Annotated in this window: 15 protein-coding genes; 9 read left to right on the top strand and 6 right to left on the bottom strand. The window is 73.5% G+C overall.

Translation table 11 applies throughout. The features are described 5' to 3' along the window. Positions 1-48: 48 nt before the first annotated feature. Entirely contained in the window at positions 49-1,515 is a 1,467-nt protein-coding gene (locus tag ACZ501_RS16725; RefSeq protein ID WP_361611173.1) for a condensation domain-containing protein, read from the top strand. Positions 1,516-1,648: 133 nt separating this feature from the next. Here the strand turns inward: ACZ501_RS16725 and ACZ501_RS16720 are convergent, their stop codons facing one another. Then, the gene (locus ACZ501_RS16720; protein WP_362458420.1) at positions 1,649-2,005 is read right to left on the bottom strand and encodes a YciI family protein; all 357 of its coding nucleotides are present in this window, start codon (positions 2,003-2,005) and stop codon (positions 1,649-1,651) included. A 197-nt stretch (positions 2,006-2,202) separates the two neighbouring features. After that, positions 2,203-2,472, bottom strand: coding sequence for a hypothetical protein (locus tag ACZ501_RS16715; RefSeq protein ID WP_361611357.1), 270 nt, complete (start codon positions 2,470-2,472; stop codon positions 2,203-2,205). Positions 2,473-2,588: 116 nt separating this feature from the next. On the opposite strand from ACZ501_RS16715, the gene ACZ501_RS16710 reads away from it, so the two are divergent. The 3 genes from ACZ501_RS16710 (at position 2,589) to ACZ501_RS16700 (ending at position 4,532) form a co-directional block, all read left to right on the top strand. Further along, entirely contained in the window at positions 2,589-2,933 is a 345-nt protein-coding gene (locus ACZ501_RS16710; protein ID WP_361611359.1) for a thioredoxin family protein, read from the top strand. A gap of 166 nt (positions 2,934-3,099) precedes the next feature. Next, positions 3,100-4,287 (top strand): cytochrome P450, encoded by a 1,188-nt coding sequence (locus tag ACZ501_RS16705; protein ID WP_468796148.1) that lies wholly within the window; start codon positions 3,100-3,102, stop codon positions 4,285-4,287. A 5-nt stretch (positions 4,288-4,292) separates the two neighbouring features. After that, positions 4,293-4,532, top strand: a complete 240-nt coding sequence (locus tag ACZ501_RS16700) for a ferredoxin (RefSeq protein WP_468796145.1) — start codon at positions 4,293-4,295, stop codon at positions 4,530-4,532. Positions 4,533-4,679: 147 nt separating this feature from the next. On the opposite strand, the gene ACZ501_RS16695 is transcribed toward ACZ501_RS16700, so the two are convergent. Together ACZ501_RS16695 and ACZ501_RS16690 are read right to left on the bottom strand one after the other, a co-directional pair. Next, on the bottom strand, positions 4,680-4,883 hold the full coding sequence (locus tag ACZ501_RS16695) for a cold-shock protein (protein ID WP_362458429.1): 204 nt from the start codon (positions 4,881-4,883) through the stop codon (positions 4,680-4,682). Between the two features lie 108 nt (positions 4,884-4,991). Continuing rightward, positions 4,992-5,360 carry an HGxxPAAW family protein gene (locus ACZ501_RS16690; RefSeq protein ID WP_362458432.1) on the bottom strand — a complete coding sequence of 123 codons (369 nt, stop codon included), beginning with the start codon at positions 5,358-5,360 and terminating at the stop codon, positions 4,992-4,994. A gap of 90 nt (positions 5,361-5,450) precedes the next feature. Between ACZ501_RS16690 and ACZ501_RS16685 the strand changes: the two genes are divergently transcribed. Both ACZ501_RS16685 and ACZ501_RS16680 read left to right on the top strand, forming a co-directional pair. Then, positions 5,451-5,948: a MarR family transcriptional regulator gene (locus ACZ501_RS16685; RefSeq protein WP_361611413.1), complete on the top strand. Its 498-nt coding sequence runs from the start codon at positions 5,451-5,453 to the stop codon at positions 5,946-5,948. A gap of 162 nt (positions 5,949-6,110) precedes the next feature. Beyond that, a complete protein-coding gene (locus ACZ501_RS16680; RefSeq protein ID WP_468796142.1) occupies positions 6,111-7,619 on the top strand; it encodes a DEAD/DEAH box helicase in 1,509 nt (502 codons plus the stop codon). Positions 7,620-7,652: 33 nt separating this feature from the next. Here the strand turns inward: ACZ501_RS16680 and ACZ501_RS16675 are convergent, their stop codons facing one another. Both ACZ501_RS16675 and ACZ501_RS16670 read right to left on the bottom strand, forming a co-directional pair. Next, positions 7,653-8,192 carry a hypothetical protein gene (locus ACZ501_RS16675; protein ID WP_468796139.1) on the bottom strand — a complete coding sequence of 180 codons (540 nt, stop codon included), beginning with the start codon at positions 8,190-8,192 and terminating at the stop codon, positions 7,653-7,655. 55 nt (positions 8,193-8,247) lie between these two features. Beyond that, positions 8,248-9,000, bottom strand: a complete 753-nt coding sequence (locus ACZ501_RS16670) for an SDR family oxidoreductase (protein ID WP_468796136.1) — start codon at positions 8,998-9,000, stop codon at positions 8,248-8,250. Positions 9,001-9,240: 240 nt separating this feature from the next. Between ACZ501_RS16670 and ACZ501_RS16665 the strand changes: the two genes are divergently transcribed. From ACZ501_RS16665 to ACZ501_RS16655, 3 genes are read left to right on the top strand one after another with little or no spacing between them, the layout of a single operon-like run. Then, the gene (locus ACZ501_RS16665) at positions 9,241-10,071 is read left to right on the top strand and encodes an FAD binding domain-containing protein (RefSeq protein ID WP_468796133.1); all 831 of its coding nucleotides are present in this window, start codon (positions 9,241-9,243) and stop codon (positions 10,069-10,071) included. Then, complete coding sequence (locus ACZ501_RS16660; RefSeq protein WP_468796130.1) at positions 10,068-12,794, top strand: molybdopterin-dependent oxidoreductase; 2,727 nt, start codon at positions 10,068-10,070, stop codon at positions 12,792-12,794. The genes ACZ501_RS16665 and ACZ501_RS16660 overlap by 4 nt, the downstream gene beginning before the upstream one ends. Continuing rightward, entirely contained in the window at positions 12,791-13,708 is a 918-nt protein-coding gene (locus ACZ501_RS16655) for an antibiotic biosynthesis monooxygenase (RefSeq protein WP_468796127.1), read from the top strand. The genes ACZ501_RS16660 and ACZ501_RS16655 overlap by 4 nt, the downstream gene beginning before the upstream one ends. The last annotated feature ends 11 nt before the right edge of the window (positions 13,709-13,719 follow it).

Here is a 13,719-nt window from a genome sequence, read left to right as displayed (position 1 = left end):
GGTCGTTAGGGGGCTCGGGGCTGATTCGGGGGGCGAAGGGATGACGGAATGCGGCAGTTTCCTCTGGAGACACACCACGTGGCGCCGGGGCGCCTGTTCGAGTGGCGATTGCGGGCCACCGCCGAACCGCAGGGCCCGGGCCGGGGTGGCACGGAGGGCAAGAAGGCGTCGTTCAACCAGGACAAGCACTTCACCGTCGCCGAGGAAGCCCGCGCGGACGACGACCCCACGGCCTCCTGGGTGGCCGTCACCTTCGAGGTCGAGGGCGCGCTCGACGAACCGGCCATGACACGGGCCCTGTTGGGCTTCGTGGAGCGGCACGAGGTGCTGCGCTGCGCGTTCCGCAGGCTCGCCGGCGAGCTGTCCTGCGAGCCCCTGCCCATCGGTGAACTCGCCCTGGACGTACAGTACGTGGCCACGTTCGACTCCACCGAGCGGCTCGGCGCGTACCTCGCCGGGCGGTTCACGCGCAGCATCGACACCCTCGCGTGGCCGCTGTTCACCATGGGCGCGGTGCTGCGCCCCGACTCGGCGACCGTGTACCTGGCCTTCGACCACATCGTCTGCGACGGCATGTCGATGCCGGTCGTCGCCCATGACGTGCTGACCGCCTACGAGGCCCTGCGGCGCGGCGAGACGGCCGTGCTGCCGCCCGCGCCCAGCTACCTCGACTTCGCCGACGACCAGCGCCGCCGCTACCTGTCCATCGACGCCGGTGACGAACGCCTCGACTACTGGAAGTCCTTCACGCGGCGGGGCGGGGAGTTCTTCCCGCGCTTCCCCCTGGACCTGGGCATCGAGCCGGACCGGATGTACCCGATCGTCAACGAGGCCTCCACGCTGCTGGACGCAGCCGAGACCGAGGTGTTCGAGAAGACGTGCCGCGAGGTCGGCGGGAAGCCGTTCATGGGGCTGCTCGGCTCGGTCGGCGTGTGTCTGCGCGAGGCCGGCGGCCCCGGCGTCTACCGGGGCTTCATGCCGGTCAGCGAGCGCGGGCGCGAGGACTGGAACAACTCGGTGGGCTGGTTCGTCAACACCCTGCCGATCGAGTTCGACGCCTCCCCCGGCAAGGACTTCGCGCAGGTCATGGCCGAGGTACGGGCGGGGTTCACCGAGATGATGCGCCACCTCGACGTGCCGTTCGTACGGGCCTGGCAGCTGCTGGCGCCCGAGGAGTTCGCCGGCCGCTCCTGGCCGTACCCGGTGAACTTCTTCTCGTACATCGACATGCGCCGCTGCCCGGGCGCCGACCGCCACGACGAGTGGCGGCCCACCACGCACGTGTGGTCGGCGCGGGCGAACGGCACCTGCTCCTGGTTCCAGCGGGACGCGGACGGGCTCCACATGAACTCCCTGTACGTGGACACCCCGGCGGCGCGCCGCACGATGGGCGACTTCCAGGAGGCGCTGCGGCTGACGGTGCAGAGCATCGCGCGCACGGGTGGTTTCCGCAGGCCCGTCGCGCTCACGGCGCCCCGGCGGCCCGAGCCGCAGGCGGTACGGGTCACGGGCTGACGTCCCCGAGGGCGGCCGCGCGGCCCGGCAGCAGGTCCCGTCCGCGGGCGCTGCGGGTGAGGGCGGCCGCCCTCTCGACCTCGGCGCGGGCCTCCGGTGCGCGCCCGCCGTCGGCGCCGCGGGCCGCCGCCGGTCACATCTCGTGGACCTGGCGGACTTCGGCACCGACGGTCCATTCCGCCGGGTGGGCCTCCAGGAACCGCTTGGTCCACGCGAGGGCCTCCGCCTTGTCCTTGCACCGGAGGAAGATGTAGCCGCCGACGACCTCCTTCGTCTCCGTGAAGGGGCCGTCGGTGAAGCTGGTCCTCCCGCCGGACCAGGTGATGCGGGTGCCCTCGGAGGTGGGGAGCAGCCCGGCGGTGTCGAGCATCACCCCGGCCTGGGTCAGCTCGTCCATCAGGGCGCCCATGCGCTGTTCGAAGCCGGGCGGGAAGTCCTCCGGGGGCGGGTCCTGCTCGTCGATGCGGATCAGCATCAGGAAGCGCGGCATGGTGGCTCCTCGGTCGTGGGAGGGCGGGGGCTCTCCCCGCCTCTCACCTCTGCGTCGAACGGGAGGCGCCCGGATCGACAGCTCTGGGCAAGATTCTTCGGAGGTTCCGCGGAACCGGCCACCGCGGGGGCCCGTCAGGTGCACCAGGGGTACGGGCCCCGGCACGCCGGTCCGGGGGCCGGCCGGCCCCCGGGCCGCTACCGGCTGTCCCCCGACCAGTCCCAGCGGCCGGGGTCCGCGGCGCGGCGGCGGTAGTGGGCGCGGCCGCCGGCGCCGTAGCGGCCTATCTCGGTGGGCAGCCGGACCTCCTCGGACAGTCGGCGGGCGCTCCAGCCGGTGACGTCGAGGAGCAGCCCGTCGAGGGGCCCGCCCACGAGCTCACCGTAGGCGTGGCCGGGGCGCGGGCCCGGGTCGGGGTCGTCGTGGTCGGCGCCGTAGACGCGGCGGCGCAGCATCCTGTCGTCCATGGGCCCAGCTTCACAGCCGCCACTGACAACGGGCGGTCCGGCCCCTCCCGGCGGACCGCCGGGAGGTCACCACCTAGGCTGGCGGTCACGGCAGTCCGAACTGAGGAGCACCACCCATGGCCCGTCGGGTACACCGGCCGCTGGAGGACCAGGAATTCGACTTCATCGTCCGGATGGCACCGGGGCCGGTCCTCGCCTGTTTCACCGGCACCTGGCCGAAGGCCGTCGAGGCGTGCCGGGCGTTGGACGCGCTCGTCACGGAGCTGGTGCGGGAGGACGAGTACGGCACGCGCCTCACCGCCGTCCGCGCCGACATCACCCGCTGCCCCGGGCCGGTCCGCCGCTACGGCGTGACGGGCGCGCCCACGGTGGTCCTGCTGCGGTCCGGCGAGGCGGTGGCGGCCCACGCGGGTCCGATGGGCGCGGCGGAGCTGCGCGCCTTCCTGGATGCGCACCTCTAGGTCGTGCCGGCGGACCCGCCCGGGTTCCGGCCTGGGTCCGGTCGCCGCCGGGCCCCGCGGGTGAACTCGGGCAGGCTGGCTGAAAGTGGCGTAGGTGGGATAGGTGCCTCAGGCATGTAATGGAGTCCGGCAAGACGGAACCATCGCTTGTGAGGTGTTGCTTTCCATGTCCGATGCCGTTGCCTTCCCCCAGGACCGCACCTGCCCCTACCACCCCCCGGCCGCCTACCAGCCGCTGCGGGAGGGCCGGCCGCTCTCCCGGGTCACCCTCTTCGACGGCCGCTCCGTATGGGTGGTCACCGGCCACGCCGAAGCGCGGGCCCTGCTGTCCGACGGGCGGCTGTCCACCGACCCTACGAAAGAGGCCTTCCCCTCCCCCAGCCCCCGGTTCAAGGGGCTGCAGAACCGGCGGACGGCCCTGCTCGGGGTGGACGACCCCGAGCACAACACGCAGCGGCGGATGCTGATCCCGAGTTTTTCGGTCAAGCGCACGGCCGCGCTGCGCCCCCGGATCCAGGAGACCGTGGACCGGCTGATCGACGCGATGGTGGACCGGGGCCCGGGGGCGGAGCTGGTGGGCGCCTTCGCCCTGCCGGTGCCGTCCATGGTGATCTGCGCCCTGCTCGGGGTGCCGTACGAGGACCACGAGTTCTTCGAGGAGCAGTCGCGGCGGCTGCTGCGCGGCCCCGCGACCGCCGACGTGGAGGAGGCCCGGGAGCGGCTCGACGCCTACCTCGAGGCCCTGATCCGGCGCAAGCGCTCCGATCCGGGCGACGGGCTGCTGGACGAGCTCGTCGCCACCCGGCTGGAGACCGGCGAGACCGACGTCGAGGAACTCGTCTCGCTGGCCGCGATCCTGCTGATCGCGGGGCACGAGACCACGGCGAACATGATCTCCCTCGGCACCTTCACCCTGCTGCGGCACCCGGAGCAGCTGGCCGAGCTGCGGGCGGACCCCGCCCTGATGCCGGAGGCGGTGGAGGAGCTGATGCGGTACCTGTCGATCGCCGACGGCATGCTGCGCGTGGCGACCGAGGACATCGAGATCGGCGGGGTGACGATCCGCCCGGACGACGGGGTGGTCTTCTCCACGTCGGTCATCAACCGGGACGAGGCCGTCTTCGCGGACCCCGACGCCCTGGACTGGCACCGGCCGACCCGCCACCACCTGGCCTTCGGCTTCGGCATCCACCAGTGCCTGGGCCAGAACCTGGCCCGCGCCGAGATGGAGATCGCCCTGGGCACCCTCTTCGAGCGGCTGCCCGGGCTGCGCCTGGCGGCCGATCCCGACCGGATCCCGTTCAAGCCGGGCGACACCATCCAGGGCATGATCGAACTGCCCGTGACGTGGTGAGCGGCGTGCGGATCTCCGTCGACCAGGGCGTGTGCATCGGCGCCGGCCAGTGCGTGCTGACCGCGCCGCAGGTCTTCACCCAGGACGACGACGGTTTCAGCGAGGTGCTGGCGGGCCGGGAGGACGGCCACGGCAGCCCGTTGGTACGGGAGGCCGCGCGGGCCTGCCCGGTCTCGGCGATCACCGTGCGCGAGGACGGCGCGGGCGGGGAGGAAGGGGAGGCCGCGGGGGGCCCGGCGCACTGAGCGGGGCCCGTCCGCCAGGCGGCGCCCCCCGGAGAACGCGGGAGCCCCCGCCGGGTGACCGGCGGGGGCTCCACTGGCGGTGACCGCGGGGCGGGCGGCCCCGCCCCCGGGGGCGCGGGGGCGGGCGGCGCGCCGGGGGACGCGGTCCTACTCGGGCACGACGTGCTCGGCCTGGGGGCCCTTGGGCCCCTGGGTGACGTCGTACGAGACGCGGGCGTTCTCCTCCAGGGACTTGAAGCCGGCCCCCTGGATGGCGGAGAAGTGGACGAACACGTCCGGGCCGCCGTCGTCCTGCTGGATGAAACCGAATCCCTTCTCCGAGTTGAACCACTTCACGGTGCCAGTTGCCATCGGTACTGATCCTTCTCGACGTTCCGCTCGGGCCGCACACGCGCGGCCGTCTCGATACTGCCCGTCCGTCCCGTGCGCCACACGCGGGGCTCGGCCAACCGGGGCGGGTCAGGCGCCGCCGTCCCCGGCGGGCAGCGGCGCGGCGGACCGGCGGCCGGCCGGCGCCGCCGCGGCGCGCCGCGGACCGGCGGCCCGGCAGCCGAGGCAGTCGGCGTGCCCGGTCCGCGCGGCGGTGTCCCGCACGCGCCAGTCCCACGCCTCGCGCGGACGCGGGCCGCTGGGCTTGCCCCACCCGGCGAGGTGGAGCAGCCAGGCGGCCAGGCCCGCCGCGACGACCAGGCCGAGTCCGAGCCAGATCCCGGGGGTCCAGCCCGCGCACAGGGCCGCCCCCGCTCCGGTGCAGCCCAGCAGGGCCAGGGTGGTGCCGGTCCAGCCGGCCACGGTGTGGCCGAGGTCGACGTCGCCGTGGGCGCTCATGGTTCCCCCTCTGAGGGCAGGCAGCAGTACGCTCGGAGCAGGATCATTTATCTCACGAGCTAAGTAACTTAGATACTAAGGAGAGTGTCGGTGCACGGCAAGCCCCGCCCCGCGGCCACGGCCGGGGAGGCGATCGCCCGCATGGACCAGTACGTGGCCCTCGGCCTCATCGGCCAGCAGGAGGTGGCGCAGCTCCTCGGGATCAACGTCACCGACCTGACCTGCCTCGGCCACATCCTGAACGCCTGCGACAACCCCCTCTCCGCCGGCGATCTGGCCGGGCTGGTGAACCTCACCACCGGCGCCGTCACCGGTGTGCTCAACCGGCTGGAGCGGGCCGGGTACGCGCGCCGGCAGCCCGATCCCGCCGACCGGCGGCGGGTACGGGTCGTGGCCGTCCCGGAGGCCGCCGCCCGGGTCATCGCCACCTACCAGCCCTTCTACGACCGGCTGGGCGCCGTGTTCGCCGAGTACACCGCCGACGAGATCGCCGTGATCGCCGACTGGTTCGTCCGGGCGGAGGTCGAGATGCGGGCCCACCTCGCCCGGGTGCGGTCGGGGGAACTGGACCCCGGGCCGGGCCGGTGACCGGCTGGTAAAATGGCCGGGAAACTTGAGGCGCGGGCGCTGTCGCCCGGTGCGGACGCGTACGACGAGCCGGGGACCGTACCGAGGGGTACGGTCCCCGGCTCGTCGCCGTTCCGGCGCCGCGGGCCCCGCACCCCTCACTCTCCTCACGGAAGGTTCTGCATGAAGAACCCGTCAGCTCACGGGCGTTTCGGTGTCAAGGCCGGAGCGAAGGCAGGCTCCAAGCCGGGAGCCAAGGGAGCCAAGGGGGCCGGCAAGGCCCCCCGGACCCTCGGTCCGCAGGGCGAGTTCGCCATGCCCCGGACCGCCACCCCGGCCCTGCCCCCGGTGGCCTCGTTCGACGAACTCGGGCTGCCCGCTGAGCTGGTACGGACCATGGCCGACCAGGAGGTGCGCGAGCCCTTCCCGATCCAGGCGGCCACCCTGCCCAATTCCCTCGCGGGCCGCGACATCCTCGGCCGCGGCCGCACCGGCTCCGGCAAGACCCTCGCCTTCGGCCTGGCCCTGCTGGCCCGGACGGCCGGGCAGAAGGCCGACCCGAAGCGGCCGCTCGCGCTGGTCCTCGTCCCGACGCGCGAGCTGGCGCAGCAGGTGACCGAGGCGCTGACCCCGTACGCGCAGGCCCTGCACCTGCGCATGGCCACCGTCGTGGGCGGACTGTCCATCGGGCGCCAGACGAGCACGCTGCGCACCGGTGCGGAGGTCGTGGTCGCCACGCCCGGGCGCCTCAGCGACCTGGTCGGGCGGCGTGACGTGCACCTGGAGCGGGTGCGGATCACGGTGCTGGACGAGGCGGACCAGATGTGCGACCTGGGGTTCATGCCCCAGGTCACCGAGATCCTGGACCAGGTGCACCACGACGGGCAACGGATGCTCTTCTCCGCCACACTCGACCGCAACGTCGACCAGCTGGTGCGCCGCTACCTGAAGGACCCGGTCTCCCACTCCGTGGACCCGCAGTCGGCCTCGGTCGGCACGATGGACCACCACGTGCTGCACATCCACGCGGCGGACAAGGTCTCGGCGGCGACCGAGATCGCGGCCCGCGAGGGCCGGGTGATCATGTTCCTGGACACCAAGCACGGCGTCGACCAGTTCGTGAAGCACCTGCGGGCCATGGGTGTGCGGGCGGAGGGGCTGCACAGCGGCAAGTCCCAGCCGCAGCGCACCCGCACGCTCGGGCAGTTCAAGGACGGGCTGGTCACGGTGCTGGTCGCGACGAACGTCGCCGCCCGCGGCATCCACGTCGACGAGCTCGACCTCGTGGTGAACGTCGACCCGCCGGCGGACAGCAAGGACTACCTGCACCGCGGCGGCCGCACCGCGCGGGCCGGCGAGTCCGGCAAGGTGGTCACCCTGGTCACCCCCAACCAGCGGCGCGACATGGTGCGCCTCATGGCCGACGCCAAGATCCGGCCCACCATCACCCAGGTGCGCTCCGGGGAGGCGGCGCTGAGCCGGATCACCGGTGCGAAGAAGCCGTCCGGGGTACCGCTGGCCGGAGCCCTGCCGACCGACGCCAAGGGGCGTCCGAGCGGCTCGGAGCTGGGCTTCCGCGGCATCGGCACCCGCCCGGGCCGGCCCGGCAAGGGCAAGGAGTCCCGCAAGACCATCGAGGCGCGCCAGGCCGCCGAGGCCCGCCGCGCGGCCCGGGTCCGCAAGGGCCTCTGACACCGGCCGCCCGCCGGCATGACGCGCGGCGGGTCAGGACGTGGCACGCCGGTGAAGCCGCCGGGCCGCAGCGGTGCGCACCCGCCCGGTCCGGCCGGAGGCGGCCAGCAGGGCCAGCGCCTCGTCGGGGGCCGGCGACCGGGCGGCGGTGCGCTGGCACCAGTCGGAGGCGGCGGCCAGCTCCCCGGCCGACCACGCCCCGCCCGCCTCCAGGGCCTTCAGCAGGGTCCACTCGCGCAGCCGGCGGGCCGGGAAGGCGTGGCCGTCGAGTACGAGGAGCAGGGCGCGGGCCCAGTCGTGGAAGCCGGCGCCGGGCAGCAGCCGTACGGCACGGCGGTCGAGGTGGGTCACCACCGCGCTCTGCGCCATCACCGGGTCCGGGTCGCGCAGCACGTCGGCCACGGCCACGGCCTCCGCGGCCGGGCCGGCCGCCCCGGCCGCGGCGAGGCGGTCGAGGTGGCGGGCGTACCGCCAGCGGTCGGCCGCCACGGCAAGGGCCTGCTCCGGCGGCCGGGGCGGCGTCGCCGGGCCGGCCGCCGGCACGCGGCGTATGTGGTGTTCAGGGCTCCCCATGGCACACATTCCACACGACGGCCGTGCGCGGCCCCGACGGGGGTCCCGGTCCCGGTCAGTGCGGCCGGTCCCCGGCGGCCTGCTCGAAGTGGAAGGACTTGATGAAGCAGTCGCGGGGCTGGCCGACGGCGAAGAAGACGCAGTCCATCAGGGACTGGGCGGTGAGGGGGTCCTCCGCGGTGCGCGGGGCGTCCTCCCAGGCCGGCGAGAGCGGGTCGTGGTTGTCGAAGTCCGGCGGGTAGAGGGAGATCACCCGGATGCCCTCGCCGCGCAGCCGGCGCGAGAGGCTCTCGGTGAACCCCGCCTGGGCGCTCTTGGCCGCGTAGAAGGCACTGTGCGCGTCGGACCGGTGGTTCCCGGCCTCGCCGCAGCCGGAGACCATGGTCACGATGTCCGGCCTGTCGGACGCGCGGAGCAGGGGGAGGAAGGCCTTGGTCACCAGGACGGTTCCGGTGGCCCCGGAGGCGAGGGTGTCCACGACGTCCTCGTCGGAGGCGGACAGCAGGTCCGTCCCGTGCTGGTAGCGGGAGCCGTTGTTGACGAGGACGTCGACGTGGTCCGCACGGGCCGCGACCGCCGCGGCGAACGCCCGCACCGAGGCCGGGTCCGTGAGGTCGCAGGCGTACGCGTGGACCCGGTCGGGGTCGTGCCCCTGGGCGGCGATCTCCGCGCGGACGCGCTCGGCACCTTCGAGGGTGCGGGCGGAGAGGTGCACCTCTGCGCCCCGCGCGGCGAAACCGAGGGCCAGGGTTCGCCCGAAGTCCCGGCCCGCCGCGGTGATGACGACCCGGTGGTGTTCACGTGCCATGCGGCCGCCTCCTCGTGTGTGGTCCGTACACGTGAACTCCGCCGATGATCAAGAAATTCCGTGCGGGCGGGGCGGCGGACGGGCCTGCATGGCAGGGGCCGGGCCCGCGCCCTATCCTGGAAAGGATCTTCGTCGCGCAGCGCCTCGGGTCCGTCGCGGGTCCGCTGTGAACCCGTCATGAGTCCGTCATGAGTCCGTCGCGCGTCCGTCGCGCGTCCGTCGTGAGGGAGTCCGTTCCCCATGGATCTCAACACCGTCACCGAGGTCGTGCGCCGGCCCTCCGACCGGCCGGGCGCCGACTGGCGCGAAGGCGACGCGTGGCTCGCGGGCGGCACCTGGCTGTACTCCGCGGAGCAGCCGCACCTGCGGCGCCTGATAGACCTGACCGCGCTGCCCTGGGAGCCCCTCGTCCCGAGCGACGCGGGCCTCGAGATCGGCGCGACCTGCACCGTCCGCGACCTGTACGCCTTCCGGGCGCCGCCCGACTGGCCCGGGGCCGGCCACCTCGTCAGGACCGCCTGCGAGGCATTCCTGTCCTCGTTCAAGGTCTGGAACGCGGCCACCGTCGGCGGCAACATCTGCATGTCCCTTCCCGCCGGCCCGATGATCACGCTGACGGTCGCCCTGGAGGCCCGCTACGAGCTGTGGGCCGCCGACGGAACCGTACGCACGGTCGACGCCCTGGACTTCGTGACCGGGGACCACCGCAACGTCCTCGCCCCCGGCGAGGTCCTGCGCCGCATCGACGTTCCGGCGCACGCCCTGGCCAAACGCGCCGCGCACCGGCGCTTCTCCCTGACCCGCCTCGGCCGCTCGACGGTGTTCCTGATCGGCACGCAGGCGCCCGGGACGAGCAACCTGCTGCTGACCGTCACCGCCGGCACCACCCGGCCCGTGCGGTTCGCCTTCGACCACATGCCCGACGCCGCGACGCTGCGGCAGAGCATCGACGCCGTCCCCGCCGACGTCTGGTTCGACGACCCCAACGGGACGCCCGGCCACCGCCGCCATCTGACGCGGCACTTCGCCGAGGAGATCCGCCGCGAACTCGCCTCCGGGGGCCCGGCATGACCTACCTCGTCAACGGCAGCGCGTTCGAGGAGGAGCCGGCTCCCGGACAGTGCCTGCGCACCTTCCTGCGTTCGCTCGGCCACTTCGGTGTCAAGAAGGGCTGTGACGCCGGCGACTGCGGCGCCTGCACGGTGTGGCTGGACGGTGTGCCCGTGCACAGCTGCATCACCCCCGCCTTCCGCGCGGAGGGCCGCGCCGTGACCACCGTCGAGGGGCTCGGGGCGCCCGGCGACCTGCACCCCGTCCAGCGGCGCTTCCGCGACGCGCCCGGCTTCCAGTGCGGCTTCTGCACCCCCGGGATGATCATGACGGCGGCCGCCCTGACCGACGCCCAGAAGGCGGACCTGCCGAGAGCCCTCAAGGGCAACCTGTGCCGCTGCACCGGCTACCGGGCCATCGAGGACGCCGTCAACGGCGTCGCCCACGTGGAGAGAGCCGCGCCCGCGAGGGCGGTCGGGACGAACGTGGGGGCCCCGGCCGCCGAGGACGTGGTGACCGGGCGCGCCGAGTTCACCATGGACACCCGGATGGAGGGCATGCTGCACCTGAAGGTGCTGCACTCCCCGCACGCCCACGCGCGGGTCGCCTCCGTCGACAGGAGCGCCGCGCTCGCGGTCCCCGGCGTGCACCGCGTCTACTCCTGGCAGGACGTGCCCCGCAGGCGCTTCACCACCGCGCTCCACACCGACCACCTCGTCGATCCGGACGACACCTACCTCCTGGACGACACGGTCCGCTTTGTGGGCCAGCGCGTCGTCGCGGTCCTGGCCGACACTCCCGCAGCGGCCGAGGAGGGCTGCCGCAGGGTGGCCGTGGAGTACGAGGTGCTGCCGGCGGTGTTCGACCCCGAGGAGGCCATGGCCGAGGGAGCGCCGCGGCTGCACGGCTCGGAGGACCCCTTCGTCCGCGACAGCGCCCGCAACCTGCTCCTCGAGATCCACTCCCACATCGGCGACGTCGACGCCGGGTTCGCCGCGGCCGACGTCGTCCACGAGGGCACGTACTCCTCCCCGCGCGTGCAGCACGTCCACCTGGAGACCCACGGCTCGATCGCCTGGACGGAGGACGGCCGGCTCAACGTCCGCACAAGCTCCCAGTCGCCGTCCATCGCGAGGCTCAAACTGGCCTACCTCTTCGCCCTGCGCCCCGACCAGGTGCGCGTGTTCTGCAAGCGCGTCGGCGGCGGCTTCGGCGGCAAGCAGGAGGTCGTCTCGGAGGACCTGGCCGCGCTGGCCGCCCTCGACACGGGCCGGCCCGTCTGCTACGAGTTCACGCGCGAGGAGGAGTTCACCACCGCCTCGCCACGGCACCCGATGAAGCTGACGGTCAGGCTCGGCGCGAAGGCGGACGGCACGCTCACCGCGCTGCAGGTGCGCAACGTGTCCAACACCGGCGCCTACGGCAACCACGGCGGGGAGACCCTGTACGCGGGCGGCGCCGCCGTGATGCTCTACCGCTGCCCCAACAAGAAGTACGACGCGTACTCCGTGTACACGAACACCGTTCCCAGCGGGGCGCTGCGCGGCTACGGGATGACCCAGCCGGCCTTCGCCGTGGAGTCGGCGATGGACGAGCTGGCACTGGCCCTGCACATGGATCCGGTCGAGCTGAGGCGCCGCAACGTCGTGCGGCCCGGGGACCCGCTCGTGGCGATGCACGAGGGCCCCGACGACGTGACGTTCAGCGAGGACGGGCTGGGCGCGTGCCTCGGCCTGGTGGCCGGCGCCCTGGCCCGTACGGACGGCAGCCCCCCTCCCGGCCCCGGCTGGCTCGTCGGGACCGGGGTGGCGTGCTCCCTGCACGAGACCGCGCCCCCGACGGAGCACATCTCCGAGGCCTGGGTCACGCTCGGCGACGACCTCGTGTACGAACTCGCGGTCGGCACGGTCGAGTTCGGCGAGGGCACCTCCACCGCGCACGTCCAGATCGCCGCCGGCCGGCTCGGGACGACGCCCTCGCGGATCCGTCTGGTGCAGTCCGACACCGACCGCACGGGGTTCGACACCGGTGCCTTCGCCAGTGCCGGGCTCTTCGTCGCGGGCAACGCGGTCCTGCGGGCGGCCGGCGCGGTGCGCGACCGGATCCTGGAGTTCGCCGCCGCCCGCACCGGCGTCCACGTCGTGATGTGCGCGCTGGAGGACGAGTACGTGGTCTGCGGCGACCAGCGCGTCGCGCTGGCCGACCTCGTCGCCGCGGCCCGGGCGCGCGGCATCCGGTTCACCGCGGCCCGCAAGGCGTACGGCTCGCCCCGCAGCGTCACCTCCAACGCGCAGGGGTTCCGCATCGCCGTGCACCCGGTGACGGGCGAGATCCGGATCCTGCACAGCGTCCAGGCGGCCGACGCCGGTGTGCTGGTCAACCCCGCGCAGGTGCGCGGGCAGATCGAGGGGGGCGTGGCCCAGGGCATCGGGTTCGTGCTGACCGAGAACCACCGGGTCGACGCGGACGGCGCCATGGCCAACCCGAGCCTGCGCGACTACCGCATCCCCGCCTACGCCGACGTCCCGCGCACCGAGGTGCTCCTGGTGGGGTCGTCGGACTCCGTCGGGCCGCTGCGGTCCAAGGGCATCGCGGAATGCTGCATCAACCCGGTGGCCCCCGCCCTGGCGAACGCGCTGCGCGACGCCACCGGCGTACGGTTCCGCGAGCTGCCCCTGACCCCCGAGCGGATCTACAGTCGGCTGGGGGAGAGCCGCGCCGCGCGGACGGGTCCGGGACGGTGAACACCGGGCCCGGGGACGCGGACGCCTCCGCCACGGTGATCATCGGCCGGAAGGTCCTGCCCGGGCGGGAGCGGGAGTACGAGGAGTGGCAGTACGGGGTCAACGCCGCCGCGGCCGACTACCCCGGCTACCTCGGCGCCGAGGTGTCCCCGCCGACGCCGCTCCAGCCCGACTGGGTGGTCGTCTACCGGTTCGACTCGATCGCCCACCTCCAGGCCTGGATGAACGGGGCGACCCGGCAGCGGCTCCTCGACGTCGGCGAGCAGTACTTCGACGGACCGGCGACCCAGCAGGTCATCAGCGGCGGCTCCCGGCCGACCGACCCGCTGGTGACCGTCGTGGTCACCCACCGCGTCCACCCGGGCCACGTCGAGGAATTCCTCGCCTGGCAGCGCCGCATGAGCCATGCGGAGAGCACGTTCGAGGGGTTCCGGGGCAGCGAGGTCTTCCACCCGGTGGAGGGCCTCCAGAACGAGTGGACCACCCTGTACCGCTACGACAGCGCCGAGCACCTCGACGCCTGGCTGACCTCGGACAAGCGGCAGGAGGTCCTCGCCGAGGGCCGGAAGTTCGACGACTTCAAGCTGCGCACCGTCGACAACTCCTTCGGCAGCTGGTTCGCCTTCGCGGAGAACGGCAGGGAGGCGCCGGCGCCGTCGGAGACCAAGACCGCCCTCGCGGTCTGGGTCGGCCTGTATCCGACCGTGGTGCTGCTGACGCTCGCCCTGTCGCCGCTGAGGATGCCGCTGTGGCTGGGGCTGCTGGTGGGCAACCTGCTGTCGAGCTTCATCATGAGCTTCTTCACGATGCCCCGTTACGTGAACCCGCTGCTCAAGCGGTGGCTGCGGCCGTCCCCCACGGAGCGGCCGGCCCGGACCAACCTCATCGGCCTCGGGACCGTCGCGGTGAAATGACCGTGTTCTGG

The organism is Streptomyces sp. NPDC034085, from assembly GCF_055575555.1.
This window is presented reverse-complemented; position numbering and strand designations above follow the sequence as displayed.